General features: G+C 69.5%; 24 protein-coding genes. 11 read left to right on the top strand and 13 right to left on the bottom strand.

What is annotated here, in order from left to right:
- Positions 1-27: 27 nt before the first annotated feature.
- On the bottom strand, positions 28-282 hold the full coding sequence (locus CQ047_RS09585) for a YlxR family protein (RefSeq protein ID WP_105674623.1): 255 nt from the start codon (positions 280-282) through the stop codon (positions 28-30).
- 57 nt (positions 283-339) lie between these two features.
- Positions 340-1323 (bottom strand): transcription termination factor NusA, encoded by a 984-nt coding sequence (gene nusA / locus CQ047_RS09590; RefSeq protein WP_105674625.1) that lies wholly within the window; start codon positions 1321-1323, stop codon positions 340-342.
- A 189-nt stretch (positions 1324-1512) separates the two neighbouring features.
- Here nusA and CQ047_RS09595 point away from each other — a divergent pair, with 189 nt between their 5' ends.
- Positions 1513-2868 (top strand): NAD(P)/FAD-dependent oxidoreductase, encoded by a 1356-nt coding sequence (locus CQ047_RS09595; protein ID WP_105674627.1) that lies wholly within the window; start codon positions 1513-1515, stop codon positions 2866-2868.
- On the opposite strand, the gene CQ047_RS09600 is transcribed toward CQ047_RS09595, so the two are convergent.
- Together CQ047_RS09600 and CQ047_RS09605 are read right to left on the bottom strand one after the other, a co-directional pair.
- Entirely contained in the window at positions 2837-3877 is a 1041-nt protein-coding gene (locus CQ047_RS09600; RefSeq protein WP_105674629.1) for a TIGR00730 family Rossman fold protein, read from the bottom strand. The two genes, CQ047_RS09595 and CQ047_RS09600, sit on opposite strands and share 32 nt — an antisense overlap.
- 50 nt (positions 3878-3927) lie before the next feature.
- Complete coding sequence (locus CQ047_RS09605; RefSeq protein ID WP_105674631.1) at positions 3928-5088, bottom strand: P1 family peptidase; 1161 nt, start codon at positions 5086-5088, stop codon at positions 3928-3930.
- Between the two features lie 174 nt (positions 5089-5262).
- On the opposite strand from CQ047_RS09605, the gene CQ047_RS09610 reads away from it, so the two are divergent.
- Positions 5263-6702: an APC family permease gene (locus tag CQ047_RS09610; RefSeq protein ID WP_223586620.1), complete on the top strand. Its 1440-nt coding sequence runs from the start codon at positions 5263-5265 to the stop codon at positions 6700-6702.
- A gap of 23 nt (positions 6703-6725) precedes the next feature.
- A complete protein-coding gene (locus tag CQ047_RS09615; RefSeq protein ID WP_105674722.1) occupies positions 6726-7325 on the top strand; it encodes a TetR family transcriptional regulator in 600 nt (199 codons plus the stop codon).
- 51 nt (positions 7326-7376) lie between these two features.
- Here the strand turns inward: CQ047_RS09615 and CQ047_RS09620 are convergent, their stop codons facing one another.
- Together CQ047_RS09620 and CQ047_RS09625 are read right to left on the bottom strand one after the other, a co-directional pair.
- Positions 7377-9134, bottom strand: a complete 1758-nt coding sequence (locus CQ047_RS09620) for a proline--tRNA ligase (RefSeq protein ID WP_105674635.1) — start codon at positions 9132-9134, stop codon at positions 7377-7379.
- A gap of 41 nt (positions 9135-9175) precedes the next feature.
- The gene (locus tag CQ047_RS09625; protein ID WP_105674637.1) at positions 9176-9946 is read right to left on the bottom strand and encodes an isocitrate lyase/phosphoenolpyruvate mutase family protein; all 771 of its coding nucleotides are present in this window, start codon (positions 9944-9946) and stop codon (positions 9176-9178) included.
- Between the two features lie 100 nt (positions 9947-10046).
- Here CQ047_RS09625 and CQ047_RS09630 point away from each other — a divergent pair, with 100 nt between their 5' ends.
- The 3 genes from CQ047_RS09630 to CQ047_RS09640 are packed head-to-tail and all read left to right on the top strand — an operon-like array spanning position 10047 to position 12680.
- Positions 10047-11462 (top strand): RNB domain-containing ribonuclease, encoded by a 1416-nt coding sequence (locus CQ047_RS09630; protein ID WP_105674639.1) that lies wholly within the window; start codon positions 10047-10049, stop codon positions 11460-11462.
- Positions 11463-11467: 5 nt separating this feature from the next.
- On the top strand, positions 11468-12163 hold the full coding sequence (locus CQ047_RS09635) for a nucleotidyltransferase domain-containing protein (protein ID WP_146114310.1): 696 nt from the start codon (positions 11468-11470) through the stop codon (positions 12161-12163).
- Positions 12164-12203: 40 nt separating this feature from the next.
- Positions 12204-12680, top strand: a complete 477-nt coding sequence (locus CQ047_RS09640; RefSeq protein ID WP_105674643.1) for an NUDIX domain-containing protein — start codon at positions 12204-12206, stop codon at positions 12678-12680.
- A gap of 42 nt (positions 12681-12722) precedes the next feature.
- On the opposite strand, the gene CQ047_RS09645 is transcribed toward CQ047_RS09640, so the two are convergent.
- The 3 genes from CQ047_RS09645 to ispG are packed head-to-tail and all read right to left on the bottom strand — an operon-like array spanning position 12723 to position 15126.
- Positions 12723-13586, bottom strand: coding sequence for a hypothetical protein (locus CQ047_RS09645; RefSeq protein WP_105674645.1), 864 nt, complete (start codon positions 13584-13586; stop codon positions 12723-12725).
- Positions 13587-13624: 38 nt separating this feature from the next.
- Positions 13625-13951: a hypothetical protein gene (locus CQ047_RS09650; RefSeq protein WP_105674647.1), complete on the bottom strand. Its 327-nt coding sequence runs from the start codon at positions 13949-13951 to the stop codon at positions 13625-13627.
- 23 nt (positions 13952-13974) lie between these two features.
- Positions 13975-15126: a flavodoxin-dependent (E)-4-hydroxy-3-methylbut-2-enyl-diphosphate synthase gene (gene ispG, locus CQ047_RS09655; protein ID WP_181155891.1), complete on the bottom strand. Its 1152-nt coding sequence runs from the start codon at positions 15124-15126 to the stop codon at positions 13975-13977.
- Positions 15127-15349: 223 nt separating this feature from the next.
- Here ispG and CQ047_RS09660 point away from each other — a divergent pair, with 223 nt between their 5' ends.
- Complete coding sequence (locus CQ047_RS09660; protein WP_105674651.1) at positions 15350-17233, top strand: chorismate-binding protein; 1884 nt, start codon at positions 15350-15352, stop codon at positions 17231-17233.
- Positions 17234-17276: 43 nt separating this feature from the next.
- Here CQ047_RS09660 and CQ047_RS09665 read toward each other — a convergent pair whose 3' ends face one another.
- Positions 17277-18593, bottom strand: a complete 1317-nt coding sequence (locus tag CQ047_RS09665) for an RIP metalloprotease (protein ID WP_105674653.1) — start codon at positions 18591-18593, stop codon at positions 17277-17279.
- A gap of 65 nt (positions 18594-18658) precedes the next feature.
- On the opposite strand from CQ047_RS09665, the gene CQ047_RS09670 reads away from it, so the two are divergent.
- The 3 genes from CQ047_RS09670 to CQ047_RS09680 all read left to right on the top strand — a co-directional run bounded on the left by CQ047_RS09670 (position 18659) and on the right by CQ047_RS09680 (position 21727).
- Positions 18659-19231, top strand: a complete 573-nt coding sequence (locus CQ047_RS09670; RefSeq protein WP_105674655.1) for a hypothetical protein — start codon at positions 18659-18661, stop codon at positions 19229-19231.
- A gap of 95 nt (positions 19232-19326) precedes the next feature.
- On the top strand, positions 19327-19989 hold the full coding sequence (locus CQ047_RS09675) for a YcnI family protein (RefSeq protein WP_105674657.1): 663 nt from the start codon (positions 19327-19329) through the stop codon (positions 19987-19989).
- Between the two features lie 115 nt (positions 19990-20104).
- Complete coding sequence (locus tag CQ047_RS09680) at positions 20105-21727, top strand: Mur ligase family protein (protein ID WP_181155892.1); 1623 nt, start codon at positions 20105-20107, stop codon at positions 21725-21727.
- A 42-nt stretch (positions 21728-21769) separates the two neighbouring features.
- On the opposite strand, the gene dxr is transcribed toward CQ047_RS09680, so the two are convergent.
- Together dxr and CQ047_RS09690 are read right to left on the bottom strand one after the other, a co-directional pair.
- Positions 21770-22861, bottom strand: a complete 1092-nt coding sequence (gene dxr, locus CQ047_RS09685) for a 1-deoxy-D-xylulose-5-phosphate reductoisomerase (protein ID WP_105674660.1) — start codon at positions 22859-22861, stop codon at positions 21770-21772.
- Positions 22862-22898: 37 nt separating this feature from the next.
- Positions 22899-23882 (bottom strand): FKBP-type peptidyl-prolyl cis-trans isomerase, encoded by a 984-nt coding sequence (locus CQ047_RS09690; protein WP_105674662.1) that lies wholly within the window; start codon positions 23880-23882, stop codon positions 22899-22901.
- A 127-nt stretch (positions 23883-24009) separates the two neighbouring features.
- On the opposite strand from CQ047_RS09690, the gene CQ047_RS09695 reads away from it, so the two are divergent.
- Positions 24010-24789 (top strand): 1-acyl-sn-glycerol-3-phosphate acyltransferase, encoded by a 780-nt coding sequence (locus CQ047_RS09695; RefSeq protein ID WP_105674664.1) that lies wholly within the window; start codon positions 24010-24012, stop codon positions 24787-24789.
- Positions 24790-24804: 15 nt separating this feature from the next.
- Here the strand turns inward: CQ047_RS09695 and CQ047_RS09700 are convergent, their stop codons facing one another.
- Complete coding sequence (locus CQ047_RS09700; protein ID WP_105674666.1) at positions 24805-25284, bottom strand: OsmC family protein; 480 nt, start codon at positions 25282-25284, stop codon at positions 24805-24807.
- Positions 25285-25372: the final 88 nt, after the last annotated feature.

Consider the following 25372-nt stretch of genomic DNA (forward strand, 5'->3'; position numbering starts at 1 on the left):
AGCCGTTCACTTTGTTTCCATAGCTGTTCAGCCTTTGTTTCTTGGCGAATAATCTTCGATGGTCTGCGTGTCCAGAATCGTGGACACACGCAGTGCTCGTCCGAAAGCGCGGCGCCGCAGTGCGGCATCCATGCATTCCCGCGTCGGATGCACCCACGCGCCACGCCCCGGCAGCACAGCACTCTCATCGATGATGAGGATGTCGTTCTGGGACACCACCCTGAGCAGAGTGGAGCGGGGAGCACGCGCGCGACAGCCGACGCACGTTCGTACGGGTTCCATCTTACACCTGCGTTTCACCCGGACTCACCGCCCGAGGGGGCGAGTCCGGGAAGCGGATCAGTCCAGGACGCTGTCGGGCTGGATGTCGATCTTGGCGCCGGTCAGCTTCGCGGCCAGACGGGCGTTCTGCCCCTCCTTGCCGATCGCGAGCGACAGCTGGTAATCGGGGACCAGCGCGCGGACGGCCTTGGTGCCGGCGTCTAGGATGAACGAGCTGGTCACCTTGGCCGGCGACAGCGCGTTCGCGACGAAGGCCGCGAGCTCGGGGTTGTAGTCGATGATGTCGATCTTCTCCCCCGCGAGCTCCTCGGTCACCGCGCGGACGCGACGGCCGAGTTCGCCGATGCAGGCGCCCTTGGCGTTGATGGCCGGGTCGTTGGCCTTCACCGCGATCTTGGTGCGGTGGCCGGCCTCACGGGCGAGCGAGACGATCTCCACGAGTCCGCCGGCGATCTCGGGCACCTCGAGCGCGAACAGCTTGCGCACGAGACCGGGGTGCGTGCGGGAGACCGTGATCTGCGGGCCCTTGAGTCCCTTGGCCACGCTGGTCACGTAGACGCGGAGGCGCGAGCCGTGGGTGTACTCCTCACCGGGGACCTGCTCCTCTGGCGGGAGGATGGCCTCGACGGAGCCCAGGTCGACGTGGATCATCCTCGGGTTCGGCCCCTGCTGGATGACGCCGGCGACGATGTCGCCCTCCTTGCCGCGGAACTCGCCGAGCACCGCGTCGTCTGCAATGTCGCGCAGACGCTGGCTGATGACCTGCTTCGCGGCGAAGGCGGCGATGCGGCCGAAGTCGTCGGGAGTCGCGTCCTCCTCGCCGATGACGGCGCCCTCTTCGTCGGTGACGACCTGGAGCACGTCGACGTGACCGGTCTTGCGGTCGAGGGAGACGCGGACGCCCTCAGGCGCGGGGCCGTCTCCGGCGACGTGCTTGTTGTACGCCGTCAGGATGGCCTGTTCGATGATCGACACGAGTTCGTCGAAGGGAATCGCCTTCTCCTTCTCGATCCCACGCAGCAGACTCAGTTCGATGTCCATGACGGCCTCTCTATTCAGCTCTCGCCTCGCGCAATCGACCGCGGGCATCGGTCCAGGATACCGGAAGCGGGCGGCATCCCGCCCTCTCCGCCGGTCAGGGCGACGCGGCGGGCGTGCAGCGATAGCCTGGGCGCGACGCCGGAACGCGGCGAGCCGCACCGCTGCGGCGACGGAACGCAGGAGGAACGCGTGACCAGGTTCGACACCATCGTTGTGGGTGCAGGCATGTCGGGGATGACGAGCGCACGGATGCTGGCGGATGCCGGCCAGCGGGTCGTCGTGCTCGAGGGACGCGATCGGATCGGCGGACGGATGAACACCGACCGCGCGTCCGGCTTCCCCGTCGACCTCGGCGCCTCGTGGATACACGGGATCGACGGGTCGCCGCTGTGGGATCTCACGCAGGCCCTCGGCATCCCGACCCTCGAGTACACGGTCGGCAGCTTCCAGGTCGGCGGTCGCCCGATCGAGAACTTCGACGGGGACGGCGCGGCGATGGATGCCGCCGCCACGGCGCAGTGGATCGCCGACGTCGACGAGGCCGATCGCCTGCTCGTCGAGGAGATCGCATCGTCCGCTCCCGGCGACACCTACCTCGACGTGACCGAGCGCGCGCTGGACCGCTCAGGACTCGACGCGGAGCGCATCGATGAGATCCGCGAGTTCTTCCGCCATCGCGTCGAGGAGCAGTGCGGCGCCTGGATCGGCGATCTCGACGCGCACGGACTCGACGAGGATGCGATCGACGGCGACGAGGTCATCTTCCCACGCGGCTACGACGAGCTCCCGCGCCGGATCGGCGCCGGGCTCGACGTGCGGCTGAACCACACCGTCACCGGGGTGTCCCGCTCTGCGAGCGGCGTCGTCGTCACCGCGGAGGGCGAGGATTTCACGGCCGATCGTGTCATCGTCACGGTGCCGCTCGGAGTGCTCAAGACCGGGAGGATCGCCTTCACCCCACCGCTCCCCGATGAGGTGTCCGGCCCGATCGAGCGCTTGGGCATGGGCGTGTTCAACAAGGTGTTCGTCCAATTCCCCGAACGGTTCTGGAACGAGGACAGCTACGTCATCCGAGCGCTCGGCGAAGCGGGCGAGCACTGGCATTCCTGGTACGACGTCTCCGCGGTGAGCGGTCTGCCGACGCTCCTCACGTTCGCCGCCGGACCGTTCGGCCGGCGCATGCAGGAGCTGTCGGACGAGGACGTCGTGGCCGACTCCGTCGCCGCCCTCCGTGCGCTGTACGGTACGAGGGTCCCCGCACCGACGGCGCACTGGATCACCCGCTGGGGGCAGGATCGCTTCTCGGACGGCTCCTACTCGCACCTGGCCGTCGGTTCGTCGCACCACGACCACGATGCTCTCGCCGGCCCGGTCGACGACGTCCTCCACTTCGCCGGCGAGGCGACGTGGGGAGAGGAGCCCGCGACCGTGGGCGCCGCGTTCTACTCGGGTCACAGGGCCGCGGAGAGGATCCTCGGCCGCCCCGTGGACCTCGCGGCGTTCGCCGCCGCGATCAGGGAGCGGGAGCAGACGGCAGATCGTTGATCGCGCGGATCAGGCGGAACAGCTCCCCCACGCGGTACTGATCGAGGTGCAGGGACAATCGCGGCAGATCGAGCAGGTCGTCATCGGCGACCTCGGGCTGGCGAGGCGCGGTGCGCTCGATGCGGCCTGAGATCAGCATCCCGGCGAAACGCTCGTTGAGATCCTCGATCTCGGCGTCGGTTGGCGCATTCCTCAGCCGGAGCACGAGCGTGCCGCCGACCCAGCGCAGGGAGTCGTAGTTGCGCCAGAACCCGGTGATCTCCGCCGTCGCGGCCTCGATCGAGTCGGTGATGACGACACGATCGAAGTCGCCCTCGGAGATGACTCCGGTCGGAGCGAGATCCTCGTCGATGAACCGCTTGAGTCCGGTCCAGAAGGTGCCGCCCTTCTCATCGAGCAGCACGATCGGCATCGGCTCCGCCTTGCCCGTCTGCTGAAGGGTCAGCAGCTCGAACATCTCGTCCAGCGTTCCGAAGCCGCCGGGCAGGCAGATGAAGCCGCGCGATTCCTTCATGAGCATGAGCTTTCGGGTGAAGAAGTACTTCATCGCGACCACGTGGTCCGAGGCCTCGATGATCGCGTTCGCCTTCTCCTCGAAGGGCAGACGGATCGAGACGCCCAGCGAGAGGGCAGGACCCGCTCCTTCGGCCGCCGCCTGCATGATGCCCGGGCCCGCCCCGGTGACGACCATCCAGCCGTCGGCGGCGAGCGCCGACGCCACGTCCCGCGCCTGGCGATAGAGCGGATCGTCCTGCCTCGTGCGGGCCGATCCGAACACCGTGACCTTCGGCACTCCGCCGTAGGGGGCGAACAGGCGGAACGCATCCCGCATCTCGGCGAGCGCAGCCGAGGCGATCTTGAGGTCGAGGCGGTCGGCGCCGTCCTCTCCGAGGAGGATGGCCGTACGCAGCATCCGCATCACCAGTCGCCGGTCGGACCGCACTCCGGCGTCGTCGAGCACTCTGTTGATCTCGGCGCTGAGCGCTTCGGGGAGTGGTTCCTCAGTCATGCGTCCAGCGTGTCACGCGAACCGCCGCACAGCCGACGCAACGCCGCCGGTCAGCGAGCGTTCACCTCGGCGACCGCCGCCCTGACCTCCTCGTGCGGGAGCGCGTGGCTGACGTGTCCGTCACGGCCGACCATGTCCTCCGCCGCGACCAGAGCGTTCCACACCGCCTCGTCGACCGCCTCGGCGACCGCGGTGAGGAACGGGTCGATGCGCCCCCACGGGATGAAGCGCAGGGTCTCGTACTCTGCGCGGTCGTCCGAGGGGAACGAGGAGGTGAGGGCGCCCTCGTTCGCCGTGGACAGCGCGAGCATGATGTCGCCGGAGAAGTGCCCTCCTGCTGTGCCGCTGCGTCCGAGACCGATCGCTCCCCGCCGTGCCAGCGCGCCGCACTGACCGGGCAGCAGGGGCGCATCCGTGGCGATCACGACGATCGCCGATCCTGCCCCACCGGGGGCGCGCAGTCGTTCCCGCTCCCGATGGAACCAGTCGTCGCGCTCCATCGGGTTCGGCGCGGCAGAGCGCGACCCCAGCGGGATGCCGTCCAGGCGCAGCTCGTCGCGCGAGCCGAAGTTGGCCTGGATCAGCACGCCGACGGTGTACTCGTCATCGCCGTGCCGGACGACCCTGGATGAGGTGCCCGTCCCGCCCTTGAATCCGTAGCAGTTCATCCCGGTGCCGCCGCCGACGCTGCCCTCGGCCACTGGCCCCTCGGACGCGGCATCCAGCGCCTCCCGCGCGGTCGACGCCGTGACATGGCCGCCGTTGATGTCGTTGAGATAGCCGTCCCACGTCTCCCCCACGACCGGCAGCATCCACTGCGCGGCGACGTGCGGCGCCACCTCGGCCACCCACTGGTCGATGCCGCTGTGCACCGCACCCACGGAGTGCGAGCTCGTGATCCCGATCGGCATGGACAGCGCGCCGGACTCGTCGATCCACGCGCGCCCGGTGAGCTCTCCGTTGCCGTTGAAGGAGTGGACGGCCGCGGCGCAGGGCACGCCGACTCCGGAACGCCCTCGCGGCAGGATCGCCGTCACGCCGGTCCGCACCGCGCCTGCGCCCTCCCCCTCGATCAGCGTCCGCTGACCGACGGCGAGTCCCGGTACGTCGGTGATCGTGTTGAGCGGGCCGCTCCTCCCGGCGAATCCGATGCCGAGGTCGCGTGCCCTGACGGGGCGCTCCGTGCGCGCCGTCTCCGCGGATGACTCCATCACTGCTCCGATCAACTATGAACGATTGTTCAGATTCTAGTCACCGATTTCCCTGTTTTGCTTGACACACACAGGTTAACCCTTTTGAATCACTGTTCAGAAGATCGCATACGATCCTCACACCCGACCCGTCAGATTCCGGAGCCGCAGATGTCTCACCCGAATCCTCCGTCCGTGCCCACAACGACCACCACCACACTCGCACAGAGGCGTCTCGGCGTGTGGGCGATCGTGTTCTTCGTCGTCTCCGCCGCCGCTCCCCTGACCGTCGTCGCGAGCGCAGCGGCGACCGACTTCCGCCTCGCCGGCATCGGAGGGCCAGGAGCGATGCTCGCGAGCGGCGTCGTCCTCATCCTCTTCGCTTTCGGATTCACGGCGATGTCGCGCTACGTGCGCAACACCGGTGCGTTCTACGTCTACGGCGCGCGCGGTCTCGGCAAGCCGATCGGGATCGGCATCGTGTTCGTGACGATCTTCTCGTACGCGGCGCTGTGCATCTGCTTCTACGGATTCGTCGGCTTCTTCGGCGAGATGACGTTCGCTGCGCTCTTCGGCATCGAGCTGCCGTGGACCGTCTACGCGATCGTGGCTCTGCTGATCGTCGGCGTGCTCGGCTATCGCAAGATCGACGTCGGCGCGAAGGTCCTCGCCGTGCTGCTCACCGCGGAGGTCGCGATCCTGCTGATCCTCGCGATCGCCGTCCTCGCGCAGGGAGGGCCCGAGCCGATCTCGTTCGCCTCATTCGCTCCCGAGAACGTCTTCTTCGCCGCGGGCAGCGGTGCCCTGTTCGTCTTCGGCTTCGGCGCCTACCTCGGGTTCGAGAGCACGGCGATCTACACCGAGGAGGCGAAGGATCCGGCTCGGACCGTTCCCGCCGCCACCTACATCTCCATCGCCTTCCTCGCGGTGTTCTACGCCTTCACGTTCTGGATCCTCACCGTCGCCTTCGGCGTGGACGGCGTGCTCGAGCTCGCGCTGCAAGACGACTTCCAGGACATGGTGTTCCACGCCGGCGACCAGTACCTCGGCGCCTGGGCCGGAATCACGATGCGAATCCTCATCGTGACGAGCTTCTTCGCCTGCCTCCTCGCCTTCCACAACGCCAGCTCCCGCTACCTGTTCTCGCTCGGCCGCGAGCGGCTGCTGCCGTCATGGCTCGCTCAGACGCAGCCCACCACTCAGGCCCCCCACCACGCGAGTCTCGTCATGTCGATCGTCTCCCTCGTCGCCGTGCTCGTCACTCTCGTCACCGGGGCCGATCCCTTCCTGGGTTTCGCGCTGCCGGTGTACTCGATCGGCGTCGCGGGTCTCGTCTTCGCGCAGGCGGTGGCCGCGATCGCCGTGGTGGGCTTCTTCCTCAAGGACAGGAGGGACCACAGCGCGTGGCGCGTGATCGTTGCCCCTGCCCTCGGCGCCCTCGGGCTCATCGTCGGCTGGGTGCTCATCGCGATCAACTTCGACCTCGTGACCGGCCTCACTGGGCCGATCAACCTCGCCCTGCTGGCCCCGACGCCGGTGCTGTTCCTGGCGGGGATCGTGACCGGCTTCATCCTCAGGAGCCGCCGCCCCCAGCACTATGCTGAACTGACCACGCTCGTTCCCGACGACGAGTGACGTCGGGCGAGAAGGAGAAGGACGTGGCCGAGCAGCGAGGACGCGCCGTCCGTCGCGCGGAGCTGATCTCCGCCACCAGGAGGGTCGCCCGCCGGAGCGGCATCGGCGGCACGAACGTGCGGGCCGTCGCCGCGGAGGCCGCGGTGAGCACGGGGAGCGTGCTCTACTACTTCCCCAGCTTCGACGAGCTGATGTACGCCACCGTCGAAGGCGTCCTCGAGGAGATGTACGAGCAGAGGCGGATGATCGCCGAGGGGCAGCCCGATCCGGCGAAGCGGCTCGTCGCGCTGATCACCGCGGGCGTGCCCGATGAGATCAGCGATCACCTGCGCATGGCGTACGAGAGCATCCCCCTGCTCCGCGAGCAGCCGGAGTATCGCCCGCTGCACCGTTCCATCGTCGAACGGCAGGTGTCGCTGTACCGCTCGACGATCGAGGTCGGCGCCGCGATCGGGGTGTTCCGACCCACGGCCGATCTCACCGTGATCGCGCGCAACATCGTCGCTCTCGAGGACGCCTACGACCTCTACCCGCTGATCGGGCTGGAGCACGGCGCCGCCACCTACCGGGCGAACATCGTGTCGTACGCGCAGACCGCGCTCGGCTGCGAGCTCACGCTCTAGACGCGAAGAGAGCCGCGCCGCCCTCAAGAACGGACGCGGCTCTCGTCGTGATCAGCGGCGCGACAGCCGCTCGAGCGCGTCGTCGACGGAGACCGTGTCGCGGTCGCCGGTGGCACGGTCCCACAGCTCGACCTGGCCGTCTGCGGCGCCCCGACCGACGATGACGATCTTCGGCACGCCGACCAGCTCGGCGTCTCCGAACTTCACGCCGGGAGAGACCTTGGGCCGGTCGTCGTAGAGCACGTCGAGTCCTGCGGACTCCAGCTGCGCCGAGATGTCGGCGGCCACGTCGAAGGCGACCTGATCGCGGCCCGCCGCCACGACCTGCACGTCGAAGGGAGCGACGGATGCCGGCCAGATGAGGCCCTTGTCGTCGTTGTTCAGCTCGGCGATGATCGCGAGGATGCGGGTCACGCCGATGCCGTAGGAACCCATGGTGACGGTCACGAGCTTGCCGTTCTCGTCGAGGACCTTGAGCCCCAGCGCCTCCGCGTACTTGCGACCGAGCTGGAAGACGTGACCGATCTCCATGCCCCGGGCGAGTTCCACGGGGCCGGAGCCATCGGGAGCGGGGTCGCCCGCGCGCACGTTCGCGATCTCCACGACGCCGTCCGCGGTGAAGTCGCGTCCCGCGACGACCGAGTGCGCGTGCTTCTGATCGATGTTCGCGCCCGTGATCCAGCTGGTGCCCTCGCTGACGCGCGGGTCGACCAGGTAGCGGATGCCGGTGGCCGACTCCTCACCGAGGATCGCGCCGGTCTCCGACCAGGGGCCGATGTAGCCCTTGACCAACAGCGGGTTGTTCTCGAAGTCGTCCGCAGTGGCGGTCTCGACCTCGGCGGGTGCGAAGGCGACCTCCGCGCGCTTCTCGTCGACCTCGCGGTCGCCGGGGATGCCGACGATCACGAGCTCGCGGGTGCCGTCGAGGTGGGTGAGAGCGAGCACGACGTTCTTCAGCGTGTCGGCGGCGGAGTACTCGCCGTCGAGGTTCGCATTGGCGTGCGCGACGAGCGTCTCGATCGTCGGGGTGTTCGGAGAGTCGAAGATCACGGGGGACGCATCCGCGTCGAACGGCACGGCGGCGGGAACCGCCGTCGTGAACGCCTCGACGTTCGCCGCATAGCCGCCGGCGCTGCGGACGAAGGTGTCCTCGCCGACGGGAGTCGGGTGGAGGAACTCCTCGCTGCGGGAACCGCCCATGGCACCGGCGTCCGCCTGCACGATCACGTACTCCAGGCCGAGGCGCTGGAAGATCCGCTCGTAGGCGTCGCGCTGGGCCTGGTAGCTCACGTCGAGACCGGCGTCGGACGAGTCGAAGGAGTAGGCGTCCTTCATCGTGAACTCGCGTCCGCGGAGCAGGCCGGCGCGCGGACGCGCCTCATCGCGGTACTTGTCCTGGATCTGGTAGATCGTGAGGGGCAGGTCCTTGTAGGACGAGTAGAGGTCCTTCACGAGCAGGGTGAAGGCCTCCTCGTGCGTCGGGGCGAGCAGGTAGTCGCCGCCCTTGCGGTCCTGGAGCCGGAACAGCAGATCGCCGTACTCCTCCCAGCGGCCGGTGGCCTGGTACGCCTCACGCGGCATGAGCGCCGGGAAGTGCACCTCCTGGGCGCCCGCTGCGGCCATCTCCTCTCGGACGACGGTCTCGATCCTGGCCTTCACGCGCAGACCGAGCGGCAGCCACGCGAAGATGCCGGCCGCCTGCGGTCGGATGTATCCGGCGCGGATAAGCAGCTTGTGGCTGGCGATCTCGGCGCCAGCCGGGTCTTCACGGAGTGTGCGGAGGAAGAAATTGGAGAGACGAGTGACCACGGGCCCAGTCTAGTGACCCGTGGTCGCCCGCCTTCACGGGCTCAGTTGAGCGCAGGGAGACCCGAGGGGATGACGCCGCCCGCGTACAGGCTCGCCGCGAGCTCCTGCGCGGCCGTCAGCGCCACGCGCTGCGGCAGCGGGCCGTAGGAGATGCGGGCGACGCCCAACGACTCGTACTGGGCCGCGGTGAGCGCGCCGGGGAGGCCGATCACGCTGACCTTGCGCTCTCCGATGCCATCGACGAGCTGACGGGTCACCGCCTCGTCGAGGATTCCGGGGACGAAGACGGCGGTGGCGCCGGCGTCGAGATAGGCGCGCCCGCGGTGGATCGCGTCGGCGATGCTCTCCTCCACCGGACGACCTCCCCCGCGCACGAAGGCGTCGGTGCGGGCGTTGAGAGCGAACGGCACACCCTCGGCCTCCGCTGCCTTCACGATGGCAGCGACGGCCGCGACCGACTCGTCGAGAGGCCGGAGACGATCCTCCACATTCGCGCCGACGACGCCGGCGGCGATCGCGAGACGCGTGGTCTCCCCCGCATCGCCGTACCCGTCGTCGAGGTCGGCGGTGACCGGGACGTCGACGGCCGCCGCGATGCGGCCGACCATGTCGATCATGATCTCGCGGGGAGTCGCGCCGTCGTCGTAGCCGAAGGACGCGGCAACGCCGTGGCCGGCGGTGGCGATGGCTCTCGTCTCGGGCAGCGCGGCGACCGCGCGCGCGGAGACGACATCCCACACGTTCACGACGCGAAGGATCTCGGGGGCTTCATAGAGGCCGATGAGGGTCTGGGCTTTCGCAGCAGTGGTCATGAGACCACGCTAGTGCGGCGCACGGACACAGGGGCCGGTGGATCGCGCCGGATGACGCGTCGCTGAAAGCGTCGGAATCGCCGCGGCATAGTGTGGGGGCATGCCCCAGCGTCGATCGCATGTCGCCCCGTCCGCCGCGCAGACCGAGCTGGCCGCAGCGCTGGCACGCCTCAGGGAGGAGTCGGATGCGCCGAAGGACTTCTCCCCCGAAGCCCTCGCCGAGGCCGAGCGCGTCTCGGTGTCCGAGCCGGACCTGGATCTGAGGGACGTCCCCTTCGCGACGCTCGATCCCGCCGGGTCCCGCGATCTCGATCAGGCGTTCCATCTGGAGCGCGACGGCTCGGGCTACACGGTCCGATACGCGATCGCCGATGTCCCGTCGTTCGTCGCCCCCGGCGGGGCTGTGGACGCGGAAGCCCGACGTCGCGGGCAGACGCTGTACGCCGCGGACGGCACGATCCCGCTGCATCCGCGCGTGCTGAGCGAGGACCGGGCATCCCTGCTCCCCGATGTCGATCGCCCCGCCCTCGTGTGGACGTTCTCGTTGGACGAGGCGGGCGTCGTCGGCGCGTTCCGCCTGGAGCGCGCCCTCATCCGCTCGCGAGCACAGCTGGACTATGTGAGCGCCCAGGCGTCCCTGGACCGTGGAGACGACGGCCCCGCGTCGCTGCTCCCCGAGATCGGCGCCCTGCGCATCGAACAGGAGAGGCTGCGCGGTGGCGCCAGCCTCAACCTTCCCGATGAGGAGGTGGTGCGCGCCCCCGACGGCGCGTACGCGATCGAGAGACGTCGGCCGCTTCCCGTCGAGGACTGGAACGCGCAGCTGTCGCTCATGACCGGCATGGCCGCGGCATCCCTGATGCTCGATGCCAGGGTCGGGGTGCTGCGCACGATGCCCCAGCCCGACGAGAGGTCCTTCGACGAGTTCCGCCATCAGACGGCCGCACTGGGTCGCCCCTGGACGACGGGGCGCTACGGCGACTATCTGCGCGGGCTCGACCGTGCGGATCCGCTGACCCTGCCGATCCTCGAAGCCGCGGCCTCGCTGTTCCGCGGGGCGGGCTACGTCACCTTCGACGGCGCCGTTCCCGACGACGTTGCCCAGGCGGCGATCGGGGCCCCCTACGCCCACACGACCGCTCCGCTGCGACGCCTGGTCGACCGCTGGTCTCTCGTCATCTGCCTCGCGATCTCACGGGGCGCCGAGGCGCCGTCCTGGGCGCGCGACTCGCTCGCCGAGCTTCCCGCGCTCATGCAGGAGTCCGGACAGCGTGCGTCGAAGCTCGACGCCGCGACGATCAACTGCGTCGAGGCCGCCCTCCTGACGCCGCTCGTCGGCGCGACGATCGAGGCGACCGTGATCGCCGTACACGGAACCAAGGGCAGGGTGCAGATCGCCGAGCCGGCCGTCACGGCGACGGCGCCGCTCCCCGCGGACGCCACCCCCGGTTCCACGGTGCGCCTCACCGTCGTGCGCGCGGACATCGCCCGCGGAGAGGTCGAGTTCGCGTTGTGACGGACATGGAAGACCTTCTCGCTCTCGCTGAGCGCTTCATCACCCGGAACTATCCCGACGCGACGATCGCCGTCGTCGGAGGGAGCACCGCCCGCGGCGAGCGCACCGCGTCGAGCGACATCGATCTGCTCCTGCTCGGCGACGGGCTCTTCGACGACTCCGGTCAGACGAGCCGGGCGGCGACATACGAGTTCGAGGGAGAGACGGTCGAGGTCTTCGCGTACACCCTCGACGGCTTCGACGCCTGGGCCCATCGCGGCGTCGCGCAGCACCGCCCCGTCATCGTGCACATGCTCACGGAAGGGCGCCCTGTCCGCGACGACGGACGTCTCGACGGACTCCGTCGCGCATGGACCGCGATCCTGGATGAAGGTCCGACGCTGACGGCCCAGGAGTCCGCCCTCCGTCGCTACATGATCACGGACCTCGTCGATGACCTGCGCGACGCCGTCGATCCGTTGGAGCGCCAGGTGACGGCATCCGCCCTCTTCGAGCGGATCGCCGAGCTCATGCTCCTCTCGGAGGGCCGGTGGATCGCCACGGGGAAGTGGCTGCCTCGGCGACTCCGTGCCCTGAGCGAGGAAAGGACGGAGATGCTGAGCGCTCCACTGCTCTCAGGAGACCACAGGAGCTTCGCCGACCGTGTCGACACCGAGCTCGAGCGCGCGGGAGGGCGTGTGCGCGCGGGGTTCGTCCGCTGAGCTCACGCGAGACGAGGCCTGCCGACGTAGGCTCGGCGTCATGGCCATCTCCCCGTATGTGCGCGATCTCCGCAGCCGAGTCGGACACGACCTCCTTCTCCTGCCCGGCGTGACCGCGGTGATCCGCGACGGCTCGCGCTTCCTCCTCGCGCGACAGCACGGATCGCCGAGCTGGGGAACAGTGGGCGGGAGCATCGAGCCAGGAGAAGAACCGCAGGAGGCCGTGGCCAGGGAGGTGCGGGAGGAGCTGGGCATCGTTCCCGTCGTCGGCGGCATCGTCGGCGCGTACGGCGGAAGCGATTTCGTCTTCGAGTACGCGAACGGCGACCGCGTGAGCTACGTCAGCATCGCCTACGAGTGCCGGCTGCCTGCGGGCGCGAACATCTCCTTCGTCGACGACGAGCTCGTCGAGACCGGCTGGTTCACCCGAGACGAGGTCGCGACGCTGCCCCGAGACCCCTGGGTCGATCGGATCCTCGAGGATGCCGCGCACAGGCCGGAGACCGCCGACGCCTGAACATGTGACGCGGCCGAGCGCCTGCCCCGTCGGGCTACGGCGTCAGGATGCAGGAACGGCGGTCGTCGTCATCACGAGGAGCTGCGGATCGCTCAGGTCGAGCGTCACCGAGATCGAGGCGAACTCCGCCAGCGATGAGACGTGGGTGCCTCCGCAGAGGATCTCCGCCGTGCCTTCCGGGAGCTCGCACACCCAGGTGCGGCGGTCGACAATCGTCGGGCCGTCGGTCACGATGCGGCTCGGAGCGGATGCTGCCACCCACGCCGCCAGCTGCGCATTGATGCTCGCTTCACGATCGGCGAGGGTCGCCGAGAACGTCTCCGTGTCGAAGCCTGCCCTGCGCAGGCTCTTGCCGAGCCGGTACTCGTCGACGGCGCCATCCTCGTGGATCCGGCTCGACTGATTCGCTCGCCCCTCGAAGTCGGGCGTCCCGAGGGCGTCCGCCCCTGGGTCCTTGCGCCACAGGTCCGCGACCGCGAGGTCCAGCGCCAGCGAAGCGAGGTGGCATGCCGTGTGTCCGCGGCTCAGCCCCGCGCGTCGACCGGCATCCGCCGCCAGCGTGACCTCAGCCCCCTCGACCAGCCAGTCCGGAGCTGCCCCGTCGAGCCGATGCGCGACGAGCCAGGTCCATCCTTCCGCGCCGCGCTTGACCGGGATGTCGCCGCCCACCGCGAAAGCGCCGTCATCGGATGCCGCCGCCATGACGGCCTCGGCCACACTCGCGGTGTCTCCGCCGTGAGAGATCGCGCCGGCGTCTCCCGGCTGGTCCGGCCAGGTGTGGTCGACCGGGTGGAACGGCGTCGCGTCCACCACGACCACAGCGCCGTCGGCTCCGCCGCGCTCGACGCGGGTGACGATGCCGTCGCCCGTGAGCGCACCTGCGGCGAATGACACGACAGTGGACATGGTTCTCCTAGGGATTCAGCCGAGGGACGAGCGGACGCTCAGTGCCCGGGCGGGATGGTGAAGCTGGCGAGCCTGTCGCCGTCGACCACGAAGATGCCGTCCGACTCGCCGTTGAAGACGCGACTCGCCCAGCCGAAGCGGATGCGCGTGGTGTCGCCCTCGGTCTCGGACGAGAGCACGGTCATGCGCGCCCCTGCGCCGATGGCGTCGCTGTCGGCCCACCCGCGGACGCCGTCGGGACCCGCCTTGACGGTGCCCCAGTCGCTCACGAAGCCTGCGGGGGTGAAGGCCGCGACGAAGGCGTCGGTGTCGGCCGCGTTGATCGCGTCGATCATCGCCTGGACGGGTGCGGGCAGCTGCGACATCTTCGTCTCCTTGCGGTTCTCGGTCAGACCGTGACGACCTGAGCGGCGCCGAGCGGCGCGTCGGGCCCCATCTCCGCGGCGATGCGGTTCGCCTCTTCGATGAGCGTGGCGACGATCTCGGCCTCCGGCACGGTCTTGATGACCTCTCCCTTGACGAAGATCTGGCCCTTGCCGTTGCCCGAGGCGACGCCGAGGTCTGCTTCACGGGCTTCACCCGGACCGTTGACGACGCAGCCCATGACGGCGACCCGCAGCGGGACCGTCATGTCCTTGAGGCCCTCGGTGACGTTCTCGGCGAGCGTGTAGACGTCGACCTGCGCACGTCCGCACGACGGGCAGGAGACGATCTCGAGCTTGCGCTCGCGGAGGTTCAGCGACTGCAGGATCTGGTGGCCGACCTTCACCTCTTCGGCGGGCGGGGCCGACAGGGAGACGCGGATGGTGTCGCCGATGCCCTCGCCGAGCAGGATGCCGAACGCGGTGGCGCTCTTGATCGTGCCCTGGAACGCGGGACCGGCCTCGGTCACGCCGAGGTGCAGGGGCCAGTCGCCCCGCTCGGCGAGCTGACGGTACGCCTTGACCATCACCACGGGGTCGTTGTGCTTGACGGAGATCTTGAAGTCGTGGAAGTCGTGCTCCTCGAAGAGCGACGCCTCCCAGACGGCGCTCTCCACGAGAGCCTCTGCGGTGGCCTTGCCGTACTTCGCGAGGATCCGCTTGTCGAGCGAGCCCGCGTTCACCCCGATGCGGAGAGACACGCCGGCGGCCTTGGCCGCCTCCGCGATCTTGCCGACGTTGCCGTCGAACTCGCGGATGTTGCCCGGGTTCACCCGGACGGCGCCGCACCCCGCGTCGATCGCGGTGTAGATGTAGCGCGGCTGGAAGTGGATGTCGGCGATCACCGGGATCTGGCTCTTCATCGCGATGATCTTGAGCGCGTCGGCGTCGTCCTGGTGCGGCACGGCCACGCGGACGATCTCGCACCCGGATGCCGTGAGCTCGGCGATCTGCTGGAGAGTGCCGTTGATGTCGGTGGTCTTCGTGGTCGTCATGGACTGCACGGTCACCGGAGCGTCACCACCCACGAGCACCTTGCCCACCTTGATCTGGCGGGACTTGCGGCGGGGGGCGAGGACTTCGGGGAGCTTCGGCATCCCCAGGTTCACTGCTGGCACCCCTCAAGCCTACGCCGCCCGCACGCACCGGGGCTGGATGACAGCCCCACGTCATCGGCCCGCCCTGGTCCGATCACCTGTGATAGTTTTCACCACATGCTCGCGAACCTCACCTGGTGGCCCGCCTCCTAGGCGGTGTGTTCGCGTTCCCACGAATCCAGACCGCCTTCAGGGGCGGTCTTTTCGTTTGAGCCGCGCCCGATACCTCGCACAGGAGACATCGATGACCCTCTCACGCCTCGCCGAGCTCAGCGCAGACCCGGCGGCATCCTTCGTGCTGATCGCGCGCGACGGAGCGGACACGGTCGAGCTGCTCACCGGCGACGTCGTCGACGTCGACCTGCTCGCCGACATCCCGCTGACCGTCGACCGCGCCGCACGGGAGGTCTTCGCGATGGTGCCCTACCGCCAGGTGCGGGAACGCGGCTTCGTCGCTCAGGATGACGGCGCTCCGCTGCGGTGCATCGTCGTCGACGAGCACCTACACCTGCCGACCCCCGAGGTGCTCTCCGCACTGCCGTCGGCCTCCGTCCCGCTCCGCGACGACGGCTTCGACATCGCCGACGAGGAGTACGCCGCGATCGTCGAGCGCGTGATCGCCGACGAGATCGGCCGCGGAGAAGGCGCGAACTTCGTGATCCGCCGCGACTTCACCGCGAACATCGACGTCGACGACCGCACCGCCGCCCTCACCTGGTTCCGCGCCCTGCTCACGCACGAGCGCGGCGCCTACTGGACCTTCGCCGTCTTCACACCGGGCCACATCGCCGTCGGAGCGAGCCCCGAGGCGCACGTGGTCGCCCGCGACGGCATCGTCACGATGAACCCGATCTCCGGCACCTTCCGCCACCCCGCGGGCGGAGCCACGAAGGAGACCCTGGTGGACTTCCTCTCCTCCACGAAGGAGACGGAGGAGCTCTTCATGGTCGTCGACGAGGAGCTGAAGATGATGAGCGCCGTCTGCTCCGACGGCGGCCGCATCACCGGGCCGCACCTCAAGGAGATGTCGCGCCTCACGCACACGGAGTACATGCTCCGCGGCCGCAGCCGCCTCGACCCGCGCGAGATCCTCCGCGAGACGATGTTCGCCCCCACGGTGACCGGCTCCCCCATGCAGAACGCCTGCGCGGTCATCCGCCGTCACGAGCGCAAGCCCCGCGGCTACTACTCCGGGGTCGCCGCCCTGTTCACGCCGAACGCCGAGGGCGGTCACGACCTCGACGCGCCCATCCTCATCCGCACGGTGTACCTCGAGGACGGTGCGCTCAGCGTTCCGGTCGGCGCCACCCTCGTGCGCCACTCCGACCCGTACGGCGAGGTGAGCGAGACTCACGGCAAGGCCGCCGGTGTACTGGGGGCGATCGGCGCCATCGATCGCGACCGGGTCGCCGAGGCGCGCAGCGATGCCGACGCCCCGACCGAGCCGCGCCCTCTCGCCGAGGACCCGACCGTCGCCGAGCTGCTCTCCTCCCGCAATGCGCGACTGGCGGAGTTCTGGCTGAACCCGCAGGGCGAGGAGTTCACCGGTCCGTTCACGGGACGCACGGCCCTCGTGGTGGATGCCGAGGACCGCTTCACCACGATGCTCGCCCATCAGCTGCGCCACCTCGGCCTCGACGTCACGATCGCCCCGTGGAACGAGGTGCAGGATGCCGCAGTCGACGCGGCGGACCTCGTGGTGGCGGGCCCTGGACCCGGGGACCCGAGGGACCTGTCCAGCTCCCGCATCTCGCGGATGCGGGAGGTCGTGGCGCGCCGTCTCGACGCCGGGGCTCCGCTGCTCGCCGTGTGCCTGAGCCACCAGATCCTCGCCGATCGGCTCGGCATCGCTCTCACTCCCCTCGCGACACCGCACCAGGGGCTGCAGAAGTCGGTGCCCGTGTTCGGCGAGAACGCCTCGATCGGCTTCTACAACACCTTCACCGCGCGAGTGGATCCCGGCACGACGAGTGTGGATGGGGCCGAGGTGTCGGCGGATGCCGCGTCCGGCGACGTCTACTCGCTGCGCGGAGAGCACTTCTCCTCCGTGCAGGGGCACCTCGAATCGATCCTGTCGCGAGACGGCATCCGCACGCTCGATCGGCTCGTCACGCACGCCCTGGCCTGACGAGTCCCGCGACCGAGCAGCGGCACCGGGGATCGTCGACGGCTCAGCCTCCGAGCAGGTTCACCGGGTTGAACAGGTCGGCCACCAGGAGAAGCGCGCCCATCGCGATGAGCAGTGTCGCCACGACCACGGTGAGCGGCACGAGCTTCGTCGCGTCGACCGGCGCGGGCGGGGGCCGGCGGAAGAGCTTCGCCCAGGCCCGCTTGATACCGTCCCACAGCGCGACGACGATGTGACCGCCGTCGAGCGGAAGCAGCGGGATCAGGTTGAACACGAACAGCGCGACGTTCAACGATCCGAGCAGCCCGAGCAGCACCGAGAACCGGTTCAGGATCGGCGCATCCGTCGCCGCGACCTCTCCGGCCAGACGCCCGACGCCGACGACGCTCAACGGGCCGTTCGGGTCGCGCTCGCCCCCGGTGACCAGCGAGGCGCCGATGTCCCACAGCTTCACCGGCAGCGTCACGATCAGCGACGCCACGCGTACGACGCTGTCGGCCGCCATCTCCGGCCCCGCCGTCAGCGGCTGCTGCACGAAGCCCATCTGGGCTCCCATGCCGACATAGCCGACGGTCTTGACGACCTGCTCGCCCTTCGCATCGAGCACGGGCCGACCGCTCGCGTCGGTGAGCTTGCGCTCGGCGGCGACCGGCGTGATCTCCAGCGTCTTCTCGGCGCCGTCCCGCAGCACCACCAGATCCAGCGTCTTTCCGGGAGACGCCTGCACGATCGATGTCGCCTCCGCGAAGTCGGAGACGGGCTGTCCGTCGAGCGACACCAGCACATCCCCCGGCTTGATGCCCGCCTCCGCAGCGGGCGCCTCCGGGTCATCCGCCCCGCACTCAGTCGCCGTGGAACCGGCGGGGAGCACGCACTGGCTCACCGAGGCGATCGTGGTCGTGCCCTGCTGCACGCCGATCCCCGAGACGAGGACGGTGAAGATGACGACGGCGAGGATCAGATTCATCAGCGGGCCGCCGAGCATCACGATGACGCGCTTCCATACCGGGAGCCGGAAGAAGACGCGCTCCTCCGCCCCCTCCGCGATCGTCTCGTCGTTCGCCGACCTGGCGTCCTGGATGAGAGTGCGGAAGACGCCCTTGGCCGGACCCGAGCCCTTCGAGTCGGGGTACATGCCCGACATCGAGATGAAGCCGCCCAGCGGCAGCAGCTTGAATCCGTACTCGGTCTCGCCGATCCGCTTCGACCAGATCCGCGGACCGAAACCGATCATGTACTGGCCGACGCGCACGCCGAAGAGCTTCGCGGGGAGGAGGTGGCCGATCTCGTGCAGTCCGATCGAGAGGCCGAGGCCGATCAGCATGAACAGGATGCCGCCCACATAGAGCAGTGTTTCCACGTGCCTACGCTACTGGTCGCAGCCTAGGAATCAGCCCGGCGCCGCCCCGAGGATAGGCTGAGGATGTGACCTCCCGCCAGCTGCGACTTCTGCGCGCGGCATCGGCGTCCTCGATCGCCACGCTCCTGGCGGCGGTCTCGCACACTCTCGCCGGCGGTTCCGCCCCGCATCCGCTGCTGGTGCTCGCCGTCTCCGCGTTCCTGGTGCCGCCGGCGGCGCTGATGATCGGCGCGGCGCCGTCGAGGCTGCGTGTCGCCGTCACCGTGCTCGTGAGCCAGGCCGCGTTCCATCTGCTCTTCCAGGTCCTCGGCGCTCCTGTCGGCGGTGGCGTCATCGGCGCCGCCGGACACACGCACCATCTCCTGCCGCTCGGACCCGTCGCCGTCGCCGCGCTCCCCGACGCCACGATGCTCCTCGGCCATGCCGCAGCGGCCGTCGTCACGGTGCTCCTGCTCTGGCGCGGCGAGTCGACGGTCCGCGCGATCGCCGGCTGGGTCCGCGCCGTGCTCCGCCGCGCCGCCGCTGCCGCCCCGGTGCTCCACGAGCGCCCCGCTCCGCTCCGCCCCGAGGTCCGCCCGCTGGCCGACGCCGTGCCCATCGCCGCGGTCTGCCGGCGCGGGCCGCCTGTCTCCGCCTGATCTCCGATCCGCCTCGACGAGGCGACCACCCCGCGGGATGCCCGCGCTCACCGGCGCGCCCGCAGATCATGCAGTCCACAGACAGGAGTTCCCTCATGCGTTCCACCACCACCATCACCGCCGGCATCATCGGCGGCGCCATCCTCGCCGTCGTCCTCCCGCTCGCCGCGAGCGCTCACGTCAGCGTCTCCCCCGACGAACTCGTCGCGGGAGACCACGGCGTCCTCACCTTCTCCTTCTCCCACGGATGCGAGACGTCTCCGACGACCGCGCTGAAGGTCACCATCCCGAAGGGCCTCGCCTCCGTGTCGCCGACCGCGGACGGCGACTGGACGATCGACGTCGAACGCGGAGGCGACGGACTCGTCAGCGCCGTGACCTACACCGCGCTGACGCCCGTGCCGATCGACCTCCGGGGCGCGGTGAGCATGGGCGTCGGCCTCGACGAGGACACGCCCGACACTCTCGCGTTCCCCGTCGTGCAGACGTGCGTCGAGGGCAGCACGGAGTGGACCCAGCTCGCGAAGGACGGGGAGGACCCGCACAGTCTCGACACCCCGGCGCCGGTCGTGACCGTCGCCCCCGCCTCGGCCGAGGGCGGACACGACATGCCAGACGGGCACGCGGAGACGTCCGCGACGTCGGATGCCGGGGCGACGGCATCCGATCCCCTCGCGGTGGCTCTGGGAGCAGGAGGTCTGTTCGCCGGCCTCGCGGCCCTCGTCGTCGCGGTGCTCGCGTACCGCCGCAGGGCCTGAGCCCAGTACCCCGCCTTCGTCGCGCCGTCCGCCCGCATCGGGAGGCCTGTGCGACGAAGGCGGGGGCCGTGCCGCATCCGGCAACGGGATCGAGCCATGAGATCATGGTGGGGACATGTCGATTGAACAACAACCGAGCCTGCCTCCCGTGCTCCGCCCCGCGAACCCGCCCCGGCGCGAGCTGTCCGAACTCGCCACCCGATTCGCCCGCGAGGTCCGCGGCGATCTCACCGGAGTCGCCCTGACGGGGATCACCCTCGCCACGGCCGACCTCCGCGCCGGCGAGGCGTTCGTCGCGATCCAGGGTGTGAACCGCCATGGCGCCGAGTTCGCCGCCACCGCCGCCGAGAAGGGCGCCGTCGCGATCATCACGGATGCCGCGGGCGCCGTGATCGCCGAGCCCGTCGGACTCCCGACCGTCATCGTCGATGACCCGCGAGCGGTCCTCGGCGCTCTCAGCGCCTGGGTCTACGGCACCGGCGCGGACGACGAGCTGCCGCTGCTCTTCGCGACGACGGGCACGAACGGGAAGACCAGCGTCTCGCACCTGCTCGAGGGCATCCTCGATCAGCTCGGCGTCGTCACCGGGCTCTCCTCCACCGCCGAGCGTCACATCGCCGGCGAGGTCATCGTCTCCCGTCTGACCACCCCCGAGGCATCGGAGATGCACGCGCTGCTCGCCCTCATGCGCGAGCGGGCCGTCGAGGCCGTGGCCGTCGAGGTCAGCGCGCAGGCCCTCTCCCGTCATCGTGTCGACGGCATCCTCTTCGACGTGGCCGGCTTCACCAATCTCAGCCACGACCACCTCGACGACTACGCCGACATGGAGGAGTACTTCGAGGCGAAACTGCCTCTGTTCCGTCCTGACCGGGCGCGCCGCGGGGTCGTCTGCCTGGATTCCCCCTCGGGTGCGACCGTCGTCGCACGCGCGGAGATCCCCGTGGTCACCGTCGGCACCCCCTCCATCGCCGCTGATCCCGAGGCCGCTGCGCGCGCCGACTGGGTCGTGTCGATCGACGACGAGCGCGCCGCGGGCACCACGTTCACGATGACCGGCCCGGCCGGCGTCCTCACCACGACCGTGCCCGTCATCGGACCGCACATGGCGGCGAACGCCGCTCTCGCCATCGTGATGCTGCTCGAGGGCGGCTACGACTGGGCCCGCATCGTCACGGCTCTGGAGCGCGACGGCGGCATCGAGGCCTATCTCCCCGGGCGCACGCAGCTCGTCTCGGGCGAGGCGGGCCCCGCCGTCTTCGTCGATTTCGGCCATTCGCCCGACGCGTTCGAGAAGACCCTCGCTGCCGTGCGCCGGGTCACGCCGGGCCGCGTCCTCATGCTGTTCGGCGCCGACGGAGACCGCGACGCGAGCAAGCGCTTCGACATGGCGCGCACCGCCGTCGAGGGCAGCGACATCCTCGTCATCACCGATCACCATCCGCGCTTCGAAGACCCGGACTCGATCAGGGCCACACTCGTGGAGGGCGCGCGCACCGCACGTCCGGATGCCGAGATCCACGAGTATTCACCGCCCGAGAAGGCGATCGTCGCCGCCGTCGGCCTGGTCGGCGAAGGAGACGCGATCCTGTGGGCCGGTCCGGGTCACCAGGACTACCGCGACATCCGCGGGATGCGCACTCCGTACTCGGCCCGCGAGCTCGCCCGTCGCGCTCTCAAGGCTGCGGGCTGGCCTGTGCCCGACTCGCACTGGCCCGTGCCGTACCCCGACGAGGACTGAGGTCTCGCCGAGGCTCCGCGATCTGATGCCGGATCGACGGGGCTAGGCGGGCGCGCCTGCGGCGATGAACCGGTCTGCGGTGCGGCGCGCCCAGAGCTCCGCCTCGGCCAGGGACTCCACCGTGAGAGTCTCCGGCGGCTCGTGCGCATCGACCACCCTGGCGATGGTGTCCACGATGCCGAGGAACGACAGCCGTCCTTCGTGGAACGCGTCGACCGCCTGCTCGTTCGCCGCGTTGTAGACCGCCGGGAACGTGCGACCGGCGCGCCCCACCGCCTTCGCGAGAGCGACCGCGGGGAACGCCACGTCGTCGAGCGGCTCGAACGTCCAGGAGGATGCCTTCGTCCAGTCCAGCGGTCGCCCGACACCGCCGACGCGGTTCGGCCAGTCGAGGCCGAGGGAGATGGGCAGGCGCATGTCCGGCGGCGAGGCCTGGGCGATCGTCGAGCCGTCGATGAACTCGACCATGGAGTGCACGATCGACTGCGGGTGGACGACGACGTCGATGTCGTCGTATGCGACGTCGAAGAGCAGATGGGCTTCGATGACCTCGAGTCCCTTGTTGACCAGGGTCGCGGAGTTCGTGGTGACCATGCGCCCCATGTCCCAGGTGGGGTGAGCGAGAGCCTCCTGCGGGGAGACGGTCTCCATCTCGCCACGACTGCGGCCTCGGAACGGACCGCCGGATGCCGTGACCACGAGTCGACGCACCTCATCGTGCGTTCCGCTGCGCAGCGCTTGCGCCAGGGCGGAGTGCTCGGAGTCCACCGGCACGATCTGACCGGGCGCGGCGGCGGCGAGCACCAGCTCTCCTCCGACGATCAGCGACTCCTTGTTCGCCAGCGCGAGCGTGCGTCCGGCCTTCAGCGCGGCGAGCGTCGACCCGAGGCCGATCGACCCGGTGATCGCGTTGAGCACGACGTCGGCATCGACGTCGCGCACCAGCTGTTCTGCCTCGACGGCGCCGAGAGCGGTCGCATCGACCTGGAAGCACTCCGCCTGTTCGGCGAGCATCGTGGCGTTCGAGCCTGCCGCCAGGCCCACGAGTTCGAACCGTCGTGGGTTCGCCCGGATGACGTCGAGCGCCTGAGTGCCGATGGAACCGGTGGAGCCGAGGACGATGATGCGACGCATGCCGCCAGCCTATGTCACGCCCTCGGCTCGTCCCGTGTTACTGCGCGACCTCGATCGGGGTGGTCGCGAGGATGTCGACGACGAAGACGAGCGTCTCGTTCTGCAGCTCGTTGCCCTCCGACGCGCCGTAGCCGTCCTTCGGGGGCATCACGACGACGACCTGCGAGCCCACCTTCTGGCCTTCGAGAGCCGTCTTGAATCCGGTGACGACGCTCGTGGTCTGGAACTGCGCCGGCATGGCGCCACGGCTCCAGCTCGAGTCGAACTCCTTGCCATCCGACCACTTCACACCGCGGTACTGCACGGTGACCAGGTCGCCAGAGGCGACGACCGCACCGTCGCCCTGCTTGAGGACGGCAACCTCGGTCTCGGTCGGTGCATCGCTCTTCGGAACGGTGATCGTCGGCGCGCCGTCGTCATCGAGCTTGACCTCGGGCATGCCCTCGGTCGGGTCGACGGCGGTGCCGGACGCGGTCGTCGGCAGCTCGTCGATGGTCTCGACGTAGAGCACGCTCGGGTGCATCCCCTCCCCCGACGCCGGCAGCGTCAGCACGACGCTCGAGCCGATCGGCAGGCACTCCGCGGCCACCGTGAACACCGTGGACTGCGTGGGGTCGACGATCTGCTGCGACTGCTGGGTCGCCAGCAGAGCGGAGAGGACACCGTCCGGACCGCGCTCCGAGGTGCTGAGCACCTCGTTGGTCGTCGCATCGACGAGCTGGTAGCGGAGGGAGACGAGGTCGCCGGGCTTGACGTCGTCGCCATCGCCCTTGACCACGACGGAGCGCTCGGCTTCCTTGATCTCCGTGCCCTCGGGGACGGTGACCTTCGCGGCGGCGCCGGTGCCGTCGACGGTGACGGCGTCGGAACCGGCGCCGGACTTCAGGTCGGCGAGACAGGAGCTCGACGCCGTGGGGCTCGGAGTGCTCGACGACTCGGGCTTCGAGCTGCCGGAGCATCCGGCCAGGAGCAGGGTCGCCGCGGCGACGGTGGACAGGACGATGAGCGGACGCTTGCGCACAGTGAAGACCTCAGGATCTCTGGTGGGACATCCCATACTCTCGTACGCGGCTTGGTCCGCGCTGGGAGGCGCGGGGGCTGCGCATTGCATTCCGGTAACGGCATGGGATCGGGAGTAGCCTTCTCTGATGACCTCTGAGCAGTCCGTGGAGCCCGATTCCTCTCCCGCGGAGACCGCGAAGCCGCGTCACGCAGGGTTCACCTATGCGCTCGGCCGCAGCCTGATCAGCCCGCTCGCCCGTCTCATCTACCGCCCTCGCATCGAGGGAAGGGAGAACGTCCCCCTCGACGGCGCCGTGATCTTCGCGAGCAACCATCTGTCGTTCATCGACTCGATCGCCATCCCGGTCGCCGCGCCCCGCCCCGTGCACTTCCTCGCCAAGTCGAGCTACTTCGAAGGCACCGGCGCCAAGGGCTGGTTGAGCAAGACCTTCTTCGAGTCCATCGGGGCGATCCCCGTTCGCCGCGGAGCGGGCCAGGCCGCTCTGGACGCGCTGGACCTGCAGCGTCAGCTCCTCGAAGAAGGGCTTGCCGTCGCGCTGTACCCCGAGGGCACCCGCTCCACCGACGGCCGCCTCTACAAGGGGCGCACCGGAGTCGCCTTCCTCGCGTTGCAGACGGGCGCCCCCGTCGTCCCGGTCGGACTGATCGGCACCGACAAGGTCATGCCGGTCGGCGCGAAGATGCCCACCCTCTCGGAGCGCATCACGGTGAAGTTCGGAAAGCCGCTGGATCTCTCCCCGCACGGCCCGGCGACGAGCGGCAAGGCTCGGCGTCTCGCCACCGACGAGATCATGGCCGCCATCCACGCGCTCTCCGGGCAGGAGCTCGCCGGAGCCTACAACGAGGCGCCCGCGCAGGGCGCGATCGAGAAGATCAAGCAGGCGCTTCCCCACGAGCGCCGCTGACCCGTCGCGCTGCGCTCAGGCCTCCTCGGCTGTGACCGTGGCCTCGTGACGCACAGGGAAGTTCATCGAGTTCGCGATGAAGCACCATTCGTTCGCCTGCGCGTGGGCGCGCTCGGCAGCCTCCACCATCGAGGCCTCCGCCACGACGACCTCCGGCCGCAGCACGACCTCGACGAAAGCGCCCCCGCCGCGGCCGTCCTCCGTCATCAGACCGGACGCCGTGTCGCGGTACGAGACCACGACGACTCCGGCGGTCACGCAGGCGTGCAGATACGACAGCAGATGGCACTCCGAGAGCGACGCGAGAAGGAGGTCCTCGGGGTTCCATCTCGAGACGTCCCCGCGGAACGGCTTGTCGCTCGACGCGAGGATCTCGGGCTTTCCCTGGACCTCGAGAGTGACGTCGCGTCGATAGTCGCGGTATCCGCTGGTGCCCGTGCCGGTGTTGCCCGTCCACGTCGAGGTGAGTGCGTACCTGTGCTCGCCGAGTGCCATGGATACAGTCTGCCAGCGTCGCCCCGCCACGTGCCCCGACGTACGCCCCGACGGCGGGTGACCGCGAGCGCGCCCCCACCGGCGGTAG

Source organism: Microbacterium sp. MYb72 (assembly GCF_002979415.1).
Classification (GTDB): Bacteria; Actinomycetota; Actinomycetes; order Actinomycetales; family Microbacteriaceae; genus Microbacterium; species Microbacterium natoriense.